Source organism: Bacillus sp. JJ1532 (assembly GCF_036965085.1).
Taxonomy (GTDB): Bacteria; Bacillota; Bacilli; order Bacillales; family Cytobacillaceae; genus Cytobacillus.
Genome location: NZ_JBALOW010000007.1, coordinates 29469 through 46835, shown reverse-complemented (window position 1 = coordinate 46835; position 17367 = coordinate 29469). Strand labels below are relative to the sequence as shown.

17 protein-coding genes are annotated in these 17367 nt (G+C 36.9%); 1 reads left to right on the top strand and 16 read right to left on the bottom strand.

All coding sequences use genetic code 11. The features are described 5' to 3' along the window. Nucleotides 1-124: 124 nt before the first annotated feature. The 4 genes from V7122_RS03515 to V7122_RS03500 all read right to left on the bottom strand — a co-directional run bounded on the left by V7122_RS03515 (nt 125) and on the right by V7122_RS03500 (nt 4389). On the bottom strand, nt 125-1690 hold the full coding sequence (locus tag V7122_RS03515; protein ID WP_335353864.1) for a Vga family ABC-F type ribosomal protection protein: 1566 nt from the start codon (nt 1688-1690) through the stop codon (nt 125-127). Nucleotides 1691-2193: 503 nt separating this feature from the next. Next, nucleotides 2194-2742 carry a PadR family transcriptional regulator gene (locus V7122_RS03510; RefSeq protein WP_335525825.1) on the bottom strand — a complete coding sequence of 183 codons (549 nt, stop codon included), beginning with the start codon at nt 2740-2742 and terminating at the stop codon, nt 2194-2196. Nucleotides 2743-2830: 88 nt separating this feature from the next. Further along, nucleotides 2831-3436 (bottom strand): L-2-amino-thiazoline-4-carboxylic acid hydrolase, encoded by a 606-nt coding sequence (locus V7122_RS03505; RefSeq protein WP_335525824.1) that lies wholly within the window; start codon nt 3434-3436, stop codon nt 2831-2833. Nucleotides 3437-3522: 86 nt separating this feature from the next. Then, nucleotides 3523-4389 (bottom strand): LysR family transcriptional regulator, encoded by an 867-nt coding sequence (locus tag V7122_RS03500; RefSeq protein WP_335344965.1) that lies wholly within the window; start codon nt 4387-4389, stop codon nt 3523-3525. 120 nt (nt 4390-4509) lie between these two features. Between V7122_RS03500 and V7122_RS03495 the strand changes: the two genes are divergently transcribed. Continuing rightward, the gene (locus tag V7122_RS03495) at nt 4510-5391 is read left to right on the top strand and encodes a DMT family transporter (RefSeq protein ID WP_335344966.1); all 882 of its coding nucleotides are present in this window, start codon (nt 4510-4512) and stop codon (nt 5389-5391) included. A gap of 116 nt (nt 5392-5507) precedes the next feature. On the opposite strand, the gene V7122_RS03490 is transcribed toward V7122_RS03495, so the two are convergent. The 12 genes from V7122_RS03490 to hemA all read right to left on the bottom strand — a co-directional run bounded on the left by V7122_RS03490 (nt 5508) and on the right by hemA (nt 17249). Continuing rightward, nucleotides 5508-6713: a DUF418 domain-containing protein gene (locus V7122_RS03490; protein ID WP_438824762.1), complete on the bottom strand. Its 1206-nt coding sequence runs from the start codon at nt 6711-6713 to the stop codon at nt 5508-5510. Nucleotides 6714-7195: 482 nt separating this feature from the next. Then, nucleotides 7196-8620 (bottom strand): M20 family metallopeptidase, encoded by a 1425-nt coding sequence (locus tag V7122_RS03485; protein WP_335525822.1) that lies wholly within the window; start codon nt 8618-8620, stop codon nt 7196-7198. Between the two features lie 28 nt (nt 8621-8648). Next, nucleotides 8649-9878, bottom strand: a complete 1230-nt coding sequence (locus tag V7122_RS03480; RefSeq protein ID WP_335525821.1) for an MFS transporter — start codon at nt 9876-9878, stop codon at nt 8649-8651. 202 nt (nt 9879-10080) lie between these two features. Further along, the gene (locus tag V7122_RS03475; RefSeq protein WP_335525820.1) at nt 10081-11385 is read right to left on the bottom strand and encodes a sensor domain-containing diguanylate cyclase; all 1305 of its coding nucleotides are present in this window, start codon (nt 11383-11385) and stop codon (nt 10081-10083) included. 82 nt (nt 11386-11467) lie between these two features. Then, entirely contained in the window at nt 11468-12070 is a 603-nt protein-coding gene (locus V7122_RS03470) for an alpha/beta hydrolase (protein WP_335353867.1), read from the bottom strand. 14 nt (nt 12071-12084) lie between these two features. Further along, on the bottom strand, nt 12085-12693 hold the full coding sequence (locus V7122_RS03465; RefSeq protein WP_335525819.1) for a flavin reductase family protein: 609 nt from the start codon (nt 12691-12693) through the stop codon (nt 12085-12087). A 21-nt stretch (nt 12694-12714) separates the two neighbouring features. Continuing rightward, on the bottom strand, nt 12715-13653 hold the full coding sequence (locus tag V7122_RS03460; RefSeq protein WP_335525818.1) for a ring-cleaving dioxygenase: 939 nt from the start codon (nt 13651-13653) through the stop codon (nt 12715-12717). 85 nt (nt 13654-13738) lie between these two features. Next, entirely contained in the window at nt 13739-14161 is a 423-nt protein-coding gene (locus V7122_RS03455; RefSeq protein WP_335525817.1) for a MarR family winged helix-turn-helix transcriptional regulator, read from the bottom strand. A gap of 162 nt (nt 14162-14323) precedes the next feature. After that, nucleotides 14324-14878 carry an NADPH-dependent FMN reductase gene (locus tag V7122_RS03450; protein WP_335525816.1) on the bottom strand — a complete coding sequence of 185 codons (555 nt, stop codon included), beginning with the start codon at nt 14876-14878 and terminating at the stop codon, nt 14324-14326. A 28-nt stretch (nt 14879-14906) separates the two neighbouring features. Next, entirely contained in the window at nt 14907-15173 is a 267-nt protein-coding gene (locus V7122_RS03445) for a hypothetical protein (protein WP_335525815.1), read from the bottom strand. A 1-nt stretch (nt 15174) separates the two neighbouring features. Beyond that, nucleotides 15175-15882 carry a pirin family protein gene (locus V7122_RS03440; RefSeq protein ID WP_335525814.1) on the bottom strand — a complete coding sequence of 236 codons (708 nt, stop codon included), beginning with the start codon at nt 15880-15882 and terminating at the stop codon, nt 15175-15177. A 77-nt stretch (nt 15883-15959) separates the two neighbouring features. Then, nucleotides 15960-17249 (bottom strand): glutamyl-tRNA reductase, encoded by a 1290-nt coding sequence (hemA, locus tag V7122_RS03435; RefSeq protein WP_335525813.1) that lies wholly within the window; start codon nt 17247-17249, stop codon nt 15960-15962. Nucleotides 17250-17367: the final 118 nt, after the last annotated feature.

Sequence of the window (17367 nt, the reverse complement as noted above, 5' to 3'; positions counted from 1 at the left end):
CCCTATCTCCCTTTTAAAGCGTTCTTCATACTGAAAAAATTCCATTATCGCTCCACTATAGGAAAGAGGGGCAGGCTTCTTGTCCCGATACTATTAGCGAGACGAGGAACCTAACCCCTTTTTCCTAGTTTAAATTCTGTTTTTCTTTTAAAAGTTTTTGAAACTCCATTTCTAATTCTTCCGATGGCTCGATGCTTAAGCGACTTAATACTTCAGAAATTCTCGTTTCGAGCACGAGCCGCTGATCTTCTTCGACATTTCGAAATTTTTGAGGTTCATCATGTAGATACTGTTGATAGGTTCCTTCGAACAATTCAACCTTCTCATCTCGGATCGCTAAAATTCGTGTTGCAAGATTTTCGATAAATCGCCGGTCATGGGAAACGAAAATGATCGTCCCTTCATACTCTTTTAGGAGAGATTCCAATGCTTCTACGGCTTCTGTATCAAGAAAATTAGTTGGTTCATCTAAAATTAACGTATTAATATCACTTAAAAATAACTTGGCCAGCGCAACTTTTACCCGCTCACCGCCACTTAAAACATCTACATGTTTATACACATCGTCTCTAAAGAAATGAATTCTTGCAAGGACCGTTCGAATGAGTGTTTCATCCTGTTTTGAAGTCGACTGGACATTCTCTAAAATTGACCTTTCTGCGTCTATAATATTTAAATTTTGGCTAAAGTACCCTATTTTCACAGATGGAGAAGGAGTAATGCCATTATCTAGATTGATAAGTTTTTTAACTAAGGTTGTTTTTCCACACCCGTTTGGACCAATGATTGCTACTTTTTCGCCTCCACGAACATAAAAACTTGTTTGATTCCAAAGAACACGTTCGCCGATAACGCCTGACACATCTTGTGCTCGTAAGATAATCCGGTCTTTGATCGCTTCTGCATTAGGCAGGTTCATTTTAAGTGGTGGGCGTTCCTTCACTTTTTCTACCTTTTCTAGTTTTTCTAATCTTGTTTCAATGGCTTTCGCTGTTTTTTGCAGCTTCTTTTGTTTTTTCGCAAAGTATGGCTTTGCACCAGTAATTCTTGCTTCTGATTTACTTACCTTTTTCGGAGCCTTTGTTGCTTTATCAGCCTTTTTCTCTTTTAAGAGTAGGGCCTCTTCTAATTGTTTCTTCTTTTTTTCATATTTTTCGTATGCTAATTTCTCCTGTTGTTGCTCTAATTCTTTTTCCGCCACATAATCGCTATAATTACCGCTATATTCTTTTATTTTTCCTCCATCGACTTCCCAAATCTTTGTGCAAAGAGCATCTAGAAATGCGCGGTCATGCGAAACAATGATAAATGCGCCTCGCCATTGAATTAGTTTCTTTTCTACCCATTCAATATGATCTGTATCCAAATTTGTCGTTGGTTCATCCGCAATTAAAAGATCTGGGTCTTTAAGAAAGGCTTCCTTAATATATGCTTGAGTTACTTCCCCGCCGCTTTTCGTTGTATCTGTTCGTTTTAACTGTGGGATCAGTTCACATTGCGAATAATGATGGACAGTCCCTTCCTCCGAAGATATCTTTCCAGCTAGAATTTTCAGTAAGGTCGTTTTACCACTTCCATTCCGGCCAACTAATCCGATTCGATCGTTCTGATGAATTTGCAATTGCTCAATATCTATTAATAAACGATCCTGTACAAAGTACTTTAAATTAAGAGCTTCTAATAAAAGCATATTAACATCTCCTTATGAACAAAGTCTGGAGACACAAAATGCCTCCTATTTCATTCAGAATAGGAGGCATTGGCAAACTTATAGATGCACGTCAAAAAGAGTATACAGAAGCCATTACTCTTCCGGGTCCACTATAGAAATCCAATCCTATTCTGAAAAACGACAATTGAGGGGAACAGAAATAAGCAGATAAGATCCGCTAAAAAAATACCCTTCAATTGTTTGCTTTCGTAAATAGGATTAGAACTTCATTGAGTTGGTTCACCCTTCCGTTGCTTGTAATTTAATTCCACTTTAAATGGTATTTTATGAATTGTCAACCGCTTAGATGTTTGAGTGCCAACTTTACTTGAAATGTCAGATCCTGCATTTCTGCTGGTCAAAGATAAAAAGATTGACGGGATTACCGAATTGCGTGATGAATCCGACCGTAACGGTTAAGAGCAGGAAACTCTGTTCTTGGCGTACCCTTTTCCCAGATTATTGGACAGAGCTCCTTCCTCCTAATCCTTGCTGTTCCTCATTGCCTTCAATATTTTATTTAAAAAGTCTATTTGGAGTTTGTAATGATCTAGCATATTTTGAAAAGTGATCTTCGTTAATTCACTCACTTCAATAAACTGAGACTTTGTCGTTTGCCCTGCTTCAAGTTTATCCATCTTTGAGGAGAGCTCTTCAATTTGTGCTGCTATTGCTTCAGCAATCAAATGGGGTTCTGCCTGGTGATTCGGCATATTTAGCATAGATAATCCAGTATATAATTGGACTGGCAGAAGAACGGAAGTCTCATGAAAAGATTCCACTAAAAGCTTCTTATATTCTTTTTCCCCGTCATCCGTTATTTCATAAATAGCTTTCGAACGATGACCAGTTGTTTCCACTTTAGTTACTTTGACGAGTCCTTCCTTATCCATTTTCTTTAATGCATGATAAATTGAACCTGGAAGAATTCCAGCCCATTCATCCACTGCACTCACTTGTAAAAGTTGTTGCATTTCATATCCTGACATAGGTTTTATCCTTAGTAACCCAAGTACCATTAATCGTGTCATAACCACAACTCCAACATTAAGTATTCAACGTTAAGTATTGTGGTAAAAATATAACACTATTTAATAGTGATGTAAAGAGAACCGCAATTTATTCATCTATTTGATCAAATTTGAAAAAGCAGTACGAGTCTCCTTTAGACAGTAGCTTCGGTCGAGAAAACGTCACACCATGCTTTTTAGGATGGAGAATGTCTCCCCAAATATCATCCATACTGCAAAAAATAGGCATGACTTCAATTGCATTATTTGAGCGGAAAAAGTCAAAGTAGAAGCATTTCTTCACATGCAAATGATAGGACTTTGCTGTATCTTTTTCGATATGGTGTGTAAAATGATGATCTCCATAATGCTTAATTTGTTTAAGTTTAGATATTTTCACAATTCGTTTAAATGGCTTACGATCAAAAAACAAATACAATTTCAAAAAAAATTGCTGCTTATTTTTTGTTCTTTCAATTAAACAATAGCGGATAATTTCTTCCCAATTCTCATAATGATACTTCTTCAATACTCTATACGAAGCAAGCACCGTTGAGGTAAAAATTAAGTTGAGTTCAGTAGGTTTATCCGTTACCCAACTCTTACTTTCTTCAAGAACAGTTAGATACAAATCGTGCGCTTCCTTTGCCTTCCCTTTTCCAATCTTTTCTTGTAATCCCTTAAAAAATCCCTTTTCAATAATTTTATTAATCATGTTATTACCTCCTTGTTAATTAATGTTGAATAGTCAACGTTGAATATAAAATAACATGTTAGTTCTAGTTTGTAAAGCCTAATTAATTACTGCGTAGTGTATTTTCCAATAATAAAGTCAATAAAATATCTGCTTGCTATTGGCAGTACCCTTTTGTCCTTGTATGCCAGACTAATGGTACGAGCAAAAGTGGGGGAGATTGATTTCGTAATAATATTATACGGGCATCTCTCTAAGACAAGCTTCGGTAAAATGGAGATACCTAGGCCTTGTTCAACCATGGACATAATGGAATAATCATCATGTACACGGTATTGTATATTAGGTTCAAAGTTGTTTTGTTTAAAAACAGTTAATGGCTCACTTATTTCTCCCTCATCTAAAAGGATATAAGGTCCATTCGTTAATTCTTTCAATGTTACATTATTGTGAGCAGCTAAAGGGTGTTCTGTTGGCAATACAGCAAGCATTTCATCTTCTTGCAAATCAATAGTAGTTAAATTCGATACTGCCTTCGGATTCACAAAGCCAAAGTCTGCACTTCCATCTTTGATCCAATTAGCGATATCCGTATAATCACCTTGAAGTAATTCGAAATAAACAGCTGGATACTGTTTTTTGAAATCCTTTATCAATCCCGGCAGCCACTGACATGCAACACTAGAAAATGTGCCAATTCGAATAAGCCCGCTTTCCAGCCCTTCCATTTCTTTTTGCTTTTCCTGCAGCTCCCTGTGCGAGTTACAAATATTCCTAATATACGGCAAAAACTCCTCACCATCAGGCGTCAGAGTTATACCCGATCGAGAACGTAAAATTAGAATAGTAGAAAGTTCTTCCTCCAATGAATGTACCATTTGGCTAATAGCGGATTGGGTATAGCCTAGCTCTTCTGCCGCTTTAGTAAAACTGCCTGTTTCTATAGCTTTGATAAAAGCATAATACGTATTCATACTCACTACTCCTTGCATTAGAATCATTAATACTTGTATTATAAACATTCGTTTTACTAATGTAAATGCAGGTGATACGATATAGCCAATCTTAAAATAAATACTTGAAAGGTACTTACGATGATGACACAAAAACAAGCTAACTGGATTTTAGCTACTGTATCAATGGCGTGGGGAACATCTTATATTTTTATGAAAATTAGTGTGGATTCCATATCTGCATTTTCAATTATTGCCTTACGTTTTGGCATTGCATTTATCGTTATGATGGCGATATTTTATAAAAAAATAATTCGTGCAGATATTAAAGTATTGACATACAGTGCAATTGTCGGAGCTCTGCTATGTGGTATTTTCGTAGCTCTTTTGTATGGCATGAAGAGTACGACCGCTTCTTCAGCGGGTTTTTTGACAAGTACAACCGTTATTTTAGTGCCCATTTTGCAGACCTTCATCACACGAAATTTGCCTCGAAAAAAAATTGTCTATGGAGTAATAATCGTTTCTATTGGCTTAGCTCTAGTTACGATTGAAGATGGTTTTACTTTTGCGCTGGGCTCGCTTTATTGTTTGATTGCCGCCTTCCTGTATGCGGTCCACATTATTTTAACAAACCTCTTTGCTCGAGAGGTAGACACCCTTCAGCTCGGCATTTATCAGCTCGGATTTACTTGCCTTTATGCAACCATTGGAGTTTTTATATTCGAAACGCCTATTTTACCGACTGGAATGATCGATTGGTTAGCAATACTTGGCCTGGCGCTCATTTGCTCTGCTTTTGGCTTTGTCATGCAATCCATTGCTCAAAAATACACAACTCCTGAAAGCACTGGTTTTCTCTTTTCGCTTGAACCGATTTTTGCAGCCATATTTGCATTCATCTTCCTGCATGAAAATATGGGGATGCAAGGTTATTTTGGTGCTTTGCTCATTTTGGCTGGCGTTTTGATTGCAAACTCTACGTCTAAAAAACAAGTTTTACTAAAGGAGATGAAAGTATAAAATAACTAGAACACTACTATTCAAACAACTTGCAAATAGCCATATGCGCACATGTTCTCGAAAAAAAACGTTCACATGCACACATATGGCTAAATCAACAATAATCACTGTTTCAGCTAATTACTTACATCCCTCTTAAATTGTTGTGCTTTTCCATACGTCATAACTCGCCACAACCATTCGAAAGGACCAAACCGGAACTTTTTTAACCAAAGATGGCTAAAGATGAGTTGTACACAATAAAAGATAAGTGAATATAGGAGTCCCATCGATAACGATATTTGTCCGAACAAACCAAATCCATAAAATACAATGACACCAAAAAAAGTCTGGAATAAATAATTTGTTAACGCCATTTGGCCGACATAGCGAAACGGATTTAATAGACGCTGCCAGATTTGCTTTTTCAACAGAAGTGCAATCGTTACAATATAGAAGATGGATAAAGTAAATCCGCTAAAATGAAGGTAAAAATAGTTTCCTAGACTGTGCATAAATACTACTTCTTCTAGCTTGGAGTAACTGAAAACAATAGCAGCCAGCGGAGGAATACTGAGCAAAAGCGTAATTAACTGTATAATACGGAGTCTACGCTTCAATTCAGCAACCCTGCGGAATAAGTTGATTTTACCTGCATACAGACCAAGTAAAAACATCCCAAGTATATCAGGAATAACAAAAGGTTCATTCATTATTATTTCTTTTAATTCATTAGGAACACGCCATTTCAACAACTCAGGGTACGATAGACTTGTATAGGCCTCAATCTTCTTTTCTCCCTCTTCCATCCTTTCCATTTGCAGCTGTCCCGAAATATTTAACGATTCGTCAAATTGTTCGCCAATATACGCTAATAATGCTGATGCCCCAGTTATAAATTGGAATAGAAAAATAAGGATGAGTCCCCAAATAAGTACCGTTTTTGCCTTCCGATGATAGAACAATAATAGAAAGAATCCTATTAACGCATAAGAATGCAGAATATCGCCTTCCCAAAGAAATACTAGATGCAAAATACCGAATAATAGCAAAGCAAGCAGCCTTTTAGAAAATAGACGGAATACTTTTTCCCCTCTTGCTTCCGCTCGTGTCATAAAAATATAAAATCCAAGTCCAAATAAAAAAGAAAAGATGATATAGAATTTCGTTTGGATAAACATATCAAACAGCATTCGAATGGTTTTATCCACGCCTGTATAGACCATAAATTCGCTTCCTGTAAAAGACGGCATATTCACTAAAAATATACCTAGTATGGCAAACCCTCTTATAACATCTAAAGTGACAATTCGATCTTTTCCTAATACTGATTCGCTAGACATTGTTTCCCTGCCTCTCTTTATGTACCCTGGCACTCCTCTAAATCGCTGAATCTTCATGATGGCCCAAAGAGTGACAAGAGCCGTTTTTTCTACTTTTATATACGTCCCATGCGATCCAATGGTTCCCAAAATTTCATTTTCCTCACATTATCGTGCTAAAACTTATATTTTCAGTAAAATAAGTCGTCTGCTTACATTTACGGACACTTCGACTCGCATTACCGCTTGAAATGTCCGTCATAACACCAATGACGGACACTTTGGATCTAGTTTTCACTTGAAGTGAATTTTCTTTAATGCTAGCAAGGAAGTTCTTTTTTTTTGCATAAGAGGATTGTTGTTCCATTCTTTTTTTCTAGAGGTTAAAGGACACTGGAATCTCTGTTGCTACAGCCACGTTCCATATTTCCTTTTTTGCAGAAGCAAAATAAATGATGAGAATTAAGTAAATTCTCATCATAAACCAATTTAATAAACTTACTTTATTTGGCTGCCTTTCGGGGCGGCACCATATTTTCAGGAATTAATGAAACATATGATTCCCCTTCCAAACGTTCTTTCCATTCTAACTTTGCTTTTTCAATGATTTCTGGATTTTGAATGGCATCGATCGCCGTGCAAGCGATAACTTTACCTGCTTGCAGCATGCCTTTGTAGCCAATAGGCATGGCACCTTGTGATACGACTTGCCAAGTATGAAAAGGTGTTCCGAGCGCCCAACATGCTGTCATACATTGCATCGTTGGCACTGCCCAACTAACATCGCCAACATCGGTGGACCCAGATAATGCCTCTTCTTTTCCGAGAGGCGGAATAACATCTGCAATATTTTTATCTTTCAATATCTTAAGGGTTTCTTTATCCAAACCTGCAAGGTCAGCATCAAGTTCTTCTTGAGAAAAAGTAGCTCGAATTTCTTGAGCGAGCTGCTGGTCAAATTCATCATAAGAAGGAACACCAACTGCAGTTAAATGTTTATACATCACATTTGCTAATGTAGTATTCGGTATTAAATTCGATGCAGTACCTTCAAACTCGACTTCCATCGTTGTTTCAGTCATCAGGGCTGCACCTTGAGCAATATTGTAAACACGTTCGAATAAATCCTTTACTTGCTGCTTTTTCGGTGCGCGGATTAAATAGATAACTTCCGCATGAGGTTGTACTACATTCGGGGAAGCTCCACCTGTATCCGTAATCGCATAATGCACTCTCGCTTCCGAAACCATATGCTCCCTTAAATAATTGACACCAACGTTCATCAATTCTACTGCGTCTAGTGCACTTCGGCCTAAGTGAGGAGCAGCCGCAGCATGCGCACTCTTTCCATTAAATTTAAAAGTCACTGAGTAATTGGCAAGGCTGCTGACATTCATAATGCTAGGTTTTGTGAATGGATGCCAGGATAGCGCTAGATCAACGCCATCAAACAATCCAGCACGAGTCATAAACGCTTTTCCAGATCCGCTTTCTTCAGCAGGACAACCATAATACCGAACCGTTCCCTGTAAGCCTGTTTGCTCCATATAATCTTTAATGGCAACTGCAGCAGCAAAAGCCCCGGCTCCCAGCAAGTTATGACCGCATCCATGCCCATGACCGCCTGCAATAACAGGTTCATGTTCAGTAAGGCCCCTTTTCTGGCTCAAGCCTGATAAAGCATCAAATTCTCCTAAAATAGCTACGATTGGTTTACCCTCTCCATAGCTTCCAATAAACCCTGTCTGCAGTCCGGCAACCTCTCTCTCAACCCGAAACCCTTCATCTTCCAACGCCTTACATATGTATTCAGATGATTGATGTTCTTCGAAGTAGATTTCCGGGCAATTCCAAATTTTATCGCTTAACTCAATAATTTTCTCACTTTTTTGTTCGATAAGATCAGAAATGAGTGTATGTAATTCCATGAGAAAGACCTCCTTATTGATCACACCTCTATTGCTCGGCCTCGTTTTGTTTGAGCAGTTCCCCTTTTTTATCACTTATCGTTAAAAGTGATACGATACAGACTATGGAGAATCCAATTAACATCCAAAATGCAGCATGAAAAGAACCATTAAATGCATCAACGATAAACCCTATAGCCATTGGTGTGACAAAACCAGCTAGTTGACCACCTGTATTTGCAATTCCCATAGCTGTACCAGTAACTAAAGACGGCAATTGTTTTAGTATAATTGCTGGCAATAGGATAATCACAAAGGCAATAAATAAATTAACAATCGTTTGATACGTAATAAATGATGCAACACTTGAGGCTGTGAACATTAAATACAGCAGTATTCCAATAAAGGCACATGAAAGACTTCCTGCCAATCTTTCTCGGCCTTTTGGGAGCTTATCGATGATATAACCGCCTATATAAATCCCTGCTAACAATGTTACTCCTGGAATCGTCTGAACCCAGCCAAGAGAAATTAAATCAAGACCGCGCGTCTTCACTAAATAAGTCGGGATCCATGCTGCAAGCCCCCAGTTAACTGCATAAATACAAAAATAGGCGATAATCAAATTCCATATCATAGGTGTTTTAAACAGCGATCTAAAAATACCCTTTTGATTCGAGACAGCAGTTTGCTTCATTTTATCTTCTGAATTGCTTTCAGGAAGTTTTATATAGTACCAATAAAGAGCTGCAATAATAGCACCTGCGATTCCAAATATGATAAACGTTGTGCGCCAGCCTATCGTTGTAAGCAGTCCGGCAGATGCGATCGGGATAATAAGGGCAATAATCCCGCTCGAAGACAGCATTACTGACATCGCCCGAGCACGTTCTGCTTTCGGAAACGTAAGGGATATAATTTTTGAGCTAGCAGGCTGGAAGCCACCCTCTCCAATACCAAATAGAAAACGGATTACAACCATAGAGGCTAAGGACCAAGCTGCACCCGTCAATCCAGTAAAGATCGACCACAAAATAACTGCGGTAATGAGAACTTTTCTAGGCCCAAATCGGTCTGCTAGCCATCCCCCAGGCATTTGCATGATCGCATATCCAGCAAAAAAGCTGCTGAGTAAGAGTCCGGTAGAAGATGCGCTCAAATTCAGGTCTTCCGTAATGGACAACACAGCATAATTCATAATATAACGATCCAGGTTGCCTAAAGACCAACCGATAAAAAGTAAAGCTAGAATCCAATTTCTTGTGCGTTTAGAAATCAAATTATTCAACTCCCTTATATGGAAAAACAAATTTTTTAATAAGACACATTTTTGGATTCGATAACCTTTTGTTGAAAAGACTATATATTTTATTTAAATAATGTATTTACACAAGTTAACATTCCCATTTTTACATGAATCAATTTATAACGAAAAAAAAGCGGACACAATTGTGACCGCCCTAAATATAAAACAACACCCATTAATTGGATGTTGTTTTATTGAGAATTCCGGAAGAAATCCTATCAAACATATACTGATTTCTTTTTTCTTTAGAACGATACAAGGCTTTATCTGCACGATAAATTAGTGTCTGGCAATCCCTTCCGTTCTCTGGAAAAACAGCGATGCCTATGCTAGTTGTTACATGAAGCTTTGAACCATTAATTTTGTAAGGTTCTTGAAAAGCTGAAATTATATTCTCTGCAACATTGACAATTTCCATTACCTCTTTGATGCCCTTTAGTAAAACAAGAAATTCATCTCCTCCTACACGACAAAGAACATCAAATTCACGCACACAGGACTTTAATCTTTTAGCAAATTCTTGAAGTAATTGATCTCCAACGTCATGACCATAGGTATCGTTTATTAATTTAAACTTATCAATGTCAATATACATAATAGCGATTTTTTCCTTAGCTATTTTCGCTGATTCAATGGATTCTGTAACTATTTCTGTGAAAATCCTCCGATTTTTTAATCCAGTTAATGGGTCATGATAGGCTAGATATTCTAATTGTGATTCATATCTTTTCTTTTCGGTGACATCACGAAAGACAATTTGAATATCTGGCTGGTCCCTTCTTCCGATTGGTATTACTTTAACTTCTGCCCATATCTCTTTACCATCTTGTCGTACAAAATGATCGACAATCGCTTTTGGACTGTTCCGAATATTGTTATCGTAAACGTCATCAAATAATTTTTGGATTTTTTCTTTTCCTTCGCTTGTCACAAAATCCCAAATGGAATAGCCTAAAATATCTTCTAACCTGATTACACCGAAAAATTCCATCCCCGATGAATTTACAAATCTTATTTTATTATTACATTGTTTTACGATTGCATCGGGTAAATATTCGACAAGCGTTCGATAACAATATTCACTTTCTTCAAGCTTTTTTTGTATTTCCATTTGCTCCGTAAAATTTTTATACATCCCAATTGCAAGAATCCTCTTATTATTAACAGACCAATAGGATGCTAAAATATCCAACATTGCACCATCTTTATCTCTTCTTTTCACAATCATATAAGGGAAGTTCTGACCATCTTTTAATTGGCTTATAAGTGCTTGGTGCTCCTCTTTTGTCATATTGGCTATGAACGGAGGAAACGGATTACCGTTTAGTTCCTCCGTATTCCAGCCAAGCATGTTTTGAAAGGCTGGATTGGCGTCAATTACTGATCCATCATAATTAAGAGCAAAAATAGCATCTGTTGAATTACTCCAAATAAGATCCAATATATTATTAGTCATTAAAGGTTGATATACCGAGTTCATCATGACCACCCAAATTCTAATGCATAGGTTGATTTATATTATTAATTGCAATCTTCTTACTTCCCAAAACCATGAACTGCCATTATAAAGTTAGATACCATTTGCCAGCTGCTCTAACTTCCTCAGCTGTCAATTGATGGCCTCTATTTTCCCAATGAAGTTCAACTTTTGCATTTGCCTTTTCTAATAGTGATTGAAGTTCTTGAGATTCGGCTGGTGAACAAATTGGATCATTTGTTCCAGCTGCAATAAACACAGATTTTCCGGATAAATCAGGAAGATCCACTCCTCTTCTAGGTACCATAGGGTGATGAAGAATGGCAGCCTTCAAAGCATGTTGATAGTGAAATAATAAACTCGCAGCAATATTCGCTCCATTTGAGTAGCCAATGGCAATAATATTGTCTCGGTCAAAACCATATTTTTCTGCTGCTTCATCGAGAAACTCATTTAATTCTTTTGTGCGGAAAATGAGATCTTCTTCATCAAAAACCCCTTCAGCTAATCTTCTGAAAAATCGAGGCATTCCATTTTCTAAAACATTCCCTCTCACACTTAATACAGAGGCTTCATCATCAATCATTTCGGCAAGGGGCAGTAGATCTAATTCATTTCCTCCCGTCCCATGAAGCATTAAAAAAGTTGGTTTATTCGGATCTTTTCCTTTATTAAATATATGTTTCATTCGTTATCCTCCTACTATTTAGGTCTTTCGATTTCAAAAATTTCCCCGATTTTCGCATAATGATTTCCTGCCAATCGGCTTACAGCAGCCAACCCTTTTGAATCGATTCTTCCATTTTCATAAATATCATTTTCTATATGAAACTGAACCACTTTTCCGATGATAAAATCACAGCCAGGCAAATCTTTATCTCCCAATTCCAAGGAGTGCTCGAGTATACATTCCATTCGAATTTTTGCTTGCTTAACACCTGGAACAGAAATTTTCACACTGTCGATTTGTGTAAATTCTGCTAACTCCACTTCACTTTCATAAGGAGGCAGACTGGCAGCCGTTTTATTTACCTTTTCTACATTTTGTTCATCGACAATATGGACGACAAATTCCTTTTTCTCAAGAATGTTTTTGGCAGTATCCTTCTGTCTCCCTGCGGAACGTTGTATCGATAAAGAAATCATTGGGGGATTCGAAGATACAATATTAAAATAACTAAAAGGGGCACCATTTAATATGCCCTCTTCAGACAAAGTTGTAACAAAAGCAATGGGCCTTGGAATAATGCTTCCAATTAGAAATTTATAATTTTCTCTTTCCGTATTTGTATTAGGATCAATGGAAAGCATAGGAATCATTCCTTCACGAAATTAATTTAATTCTCTCACCTTAATCGGTATCAAACTGCGTTCAAGCTGTTCTCTATATTGTTCATACTGTGCAGGCAACATTAACTGCTCTCCCATTGAATCTTGTGATTCATCATGGGCGAAACCTGGAGGATCTGTTGCAATTTCAAATAAGATTTCTCCGTATTCTCTAAAATAAATGGCATTAAAATAATTTCTATCCTGAACTGGAGTGACACCATAACCATTTGCTGCCACATACTTCTGCCATTCTAATTGATCATTGTCATCATTCGCTCTCCATGCGATGTGATGAACTGTTCCAACACCCATTTGGCCCCTTCCAGTAGGAGTTGCCTTCACGTCAATAATATTTCCAATATCAGCTAATGAACGGAAGCGGATAAAGTCTCCTTCTTTCCCGATAAGCTCAAGTCCCATTACTTTCTCTAACAGTTCTGCAGTTTTGTCTGGCTGAGCGGATAATAATATGGCACCTCCGAAGCCTTTGATTGCTACTTCTGGAGTTACCCCTCCAAAGGTCCAAGTATTGACTTCCCCTTCTTCCCGCTCCACAATTTCCAAGCGAAGCCCATGTGGATCATCGAATTCCAGATATTGCTCACCAAACCGTTCTGATTTAGTGAAAGAAATATTAAACTTCTCTAATCTCTCTTCCCAGAAACTCATAGCCCCTTTAGGAACAACATAAGAAGTAACGCCTACCTGACCATCGCCAACCCTTCCTTGATACGCATTAGCCCATGGAAAAAAAGTAATAATGGTGCCTGGCTTCCCGCCTTCATCGCCAAAATATAGATGGTAAGTGCCCGGATCATCAAAATTAACCGTTTGTTTCACTAAACGCAAGCCCAAAACTCCTGCATAGAAATCTATATTCTCTTGGGGATGACCTACGATTGCAGTAATATGATGAATACCCATTGTTTTTTTATTCATTTCATTTCACTCCTATTTTATTAAACGATTTATGCTAAAATTTAGTATCTCAATATCGAGATATATTATCATAAAAAATCTAACTTTATACCCTATTCCTTACCTTTTTCAAAAGATGCACTAATGTCTCTGCCTCTTCAGAATTTAGTGAATCAAAAAGACCATCAACTAACTCATGATATTTAGGCATGATTTCCTTCATTAATTCATTTCCCTCATCAGTTAATAACACATGTATCGCTCGGCGATCGTCTGGACAGGCCGTTCTGCTCAGTAATCCTTTTTGTTCTAACTTGTCTAAACAATAGGTCATTGAGCTGCTTGAGATTAAAATGCGCTTTCCAATTTGCTGAATGGTTTGTTTCCCTTTTTGGTATAGTACCTCTAAAACGGAGAATTCCGTTATACTTAATTTATTTTGCGCCATTTCTTCTTTTATTTGTTCATGAATTTCTTTAGATGTTTGCATTAATATCAGAAAGGGCAAATTCGTGCATGTTCTCTCCATTAGTTTACCCCCAATAATCTCAAATTTATTTATCTTGAATTCAAGATAATAGTAATACTTATTTTTACTTTTGTCAACAACCCTATTATTTTTCACAAAATCGTATTTGATAAAAAAGACCCAACCCTGGAATTGGATTGAGTCCATAAGATTTGATTATCTTTAGCTTTGATATCTCTTAATTAAATCAACAAACGCATCTGCAAACGATTTTAAAAATTTGATTGTTCCTTCATCTTTAACATTTCCATTTTCATCAAATAATGCTGCAACATTCCCAATATATGCTTCAGGTTGTTGAACTAGTGGCATATTCAAGAAAACAAGAGATTGGCGTAAATGGTGATTTGCGCCAAATGCACTTAAATTACCAGGAGATTGGCTGATAATCGCAGCCGGTTTACCATTCCATACGCTTTCTCCATATGGACGAGAACCTACGTCAAGGGCATTCTTTAAAACAGCTGGTACAGAACGGTTATATTCTGGCGTTATAAATAAAACGGCATCAATTTCCTTCATTTTATTACGGAATGAAGTATACTCCGCTGGAACGTTGTTTTCATCATCGAAATCCTGATTATATAAAGCTAAATTCCCAATCTCTATTATTTCAGCTTCATATCCTGCAGAGAATAAAGATGCAACATTTGCTGCTAGTTTTTTTGAAAAAGATTCTTTTCTAAGACTGCCTAGTAAGATAGCGATTTTTGTCATTTTTCATGTTCCTCTCTCTTTGTTATTTCTATACTGGATAGACTGTTTTATGGTCTGCAGTAATAATTATTTGATTCTTGTTATACTCAATATTTGCATCTGAAGAATAGTACCAAGTCTTTTGGTTTTGCTCTACATCAAATAAGTTTAATTCCTCTTTAAATTTGATAATCTCGCTTGCCTCTTCTTCTGAAATGGAAAAATAAATACTCCACTTATCACCAGTTGTCTGTATCTTATAGTCATCTGTTTGATAAAAAAGGCGGCTTCCGATCGAATGACGAATCAATAACATATTACTCACCACCTAAATCAATCAATAAAAAGAAGGTTTCTTTAGTTGACTTTAAGGTAAGTTGGGGTTGTTCGGTAATTCGTGCGCTATCTCTTTTCCCAACAATCACATCATTGTTTAAAAGAAGTTCTCCTTCAATAACAAACACAAACATTTTTCTATCTTGTTCTTGTTGATAGATAATCTCTTTTCCAGCCTCTAATTTGGATAAGTATAAGGTAACATCACTATGAATTTTCGCCGCTCCATTAATGGAGTTTGAAGAAACGATAGGCAACAGCTGATTCTTTATAGAATCAACATTATATTCAATATCTTCATAGGACGGTGTTAATTGTTTTTGAACAGGCTTAAACCATAGCTGTAAAAAGCTAGATTCCTCTTCCAAAGAAGCATTCATTTCAGAATGAAGGACACCTGTTCCAGCGGTCATACGCTGAACATTTCCAAATTGTAGGATCCCCGTATTCCCTAGACTATCCTCATGTTTAAGCTGCCCCTTCAAAACAATGGATACAATCTCTGCTTCCCTGTGCGGATGGATGCCAAACCCCTTTCCAGCTTGTACGGTATCGTCATTAAAAACACGAAGCGGGCCAAACTGGATATTGGATTCATCATAGTATTCACCAAACGAAAAACTCAAGTTGCTCTCTAACCAGTCGTTTTTTACGGAATAGCGGGATGTTGCCGGAAATGTTTGAATCATTTTCTTCACCTCAAATATCTCATATTAAAGATAAAATATATATTATACTTGCCACCATTTAGAGATTCTATATAGCATTAACTTGTGAGGGATGTCTGTTCTTCACGATATTTTTCTATTGATTCCTTAATATTAAACACCTTACTAATTACATTTAGCTCCTGATCTGAATCAGAGTACCCCGCTAATTCTTTAATATAGGATAAAGGCTCTTTTAACATTTGGTTCGCAATACTATTCATGTGCTTTTCTAATACCTTTTTGTCGTGTTCGGATAGATTTGGAAGTTTCCTATACAAGCTTGCCATGGTATCTTTTTTGATCATTGAGACCTTATTATTAAGTGCAGAGATAATAGGGACTACACCTAATAAATTCACCCAATTAAAAAACTCATCCATTTCTCCCTCGATTAGTGACATGATTTTCTTTGCAGCCTTCTTCCGTTCTAATAGGTTAGTACTCATGATGTCATGGAGATCATCAATATTGTAAAGAGTAACATTCTTTATTTCATTGGTATCAGGATTAATACTTCGAGGAACAGATAAGTCTATAAATAATTGAGACTTACTTGTGTTAATCATTTTTGGGTTAATGATAAAACTCTCTGCAGACGCAGCACTAATGATAATATCTGTTCCAATCATTTTAATTGGCAGCTCTTCTATCGGCATTGGTTCAGCACCGTATTGTTCTGCCAATACCTTTGCCTTCTCAAAAGTTCTATTCATGATTGTAATTTTATTTTTTCCATTACTTTTAATATTTTTCAGAAGCAATTCTGCCATTTCACCGGCACCGATAATAAGGATGGATAGGTCTTGAAATCCTACAAAGGACTTTTTTGCTACATCCACAGCTGCATAACCGACTGAAACAGCCCTACTGCCAATCTCTGTTTCTGTGTGAGCCCGTTTTCCTAGGGTGACTGCTTTTTTAAAAGTATGATTAAAGACAGTCCCAGTTGTCCTTTCCTGTTGCGCAAGCAAAAAACTCGTTCGAACTTGTCCTAAGATTTGGGTTTCGCCTAACACCTTTGAAGTTAAACCACATGTAACTTCAAATAAATGTTTAATGGCTAGCTCGTGTATATAGAAAAACAAATAAGGTAAAAATTCTTTTTTTTCGATTTGAAACCATTCTGAAAGGAAATCTTCAAGTTGAGTCTTACCCATCTCAAGCTCATCAACCACTGCATAAATTTCAGTTCGATTACAAGTGGACAAAATAACATTTTCAATAATTCCATTTTTCCTTTTCAGTGCTTTCATTGCATTACCGAGTTGAGAAGAATGAAATGAAAATTTCTCCCTAATTTGCACGGGTGCTGTTTTATGGCTGAGACCGACAGCAACTATATACATGTGAACATACTCCTTTTAGGATTACATTAATCTGTTCAACAATTTCACATTGAACTTTCTTTTTAACATATCTCAAAATAAACTATCTTGAATTAAAGATAATTTATTACAAAATTGT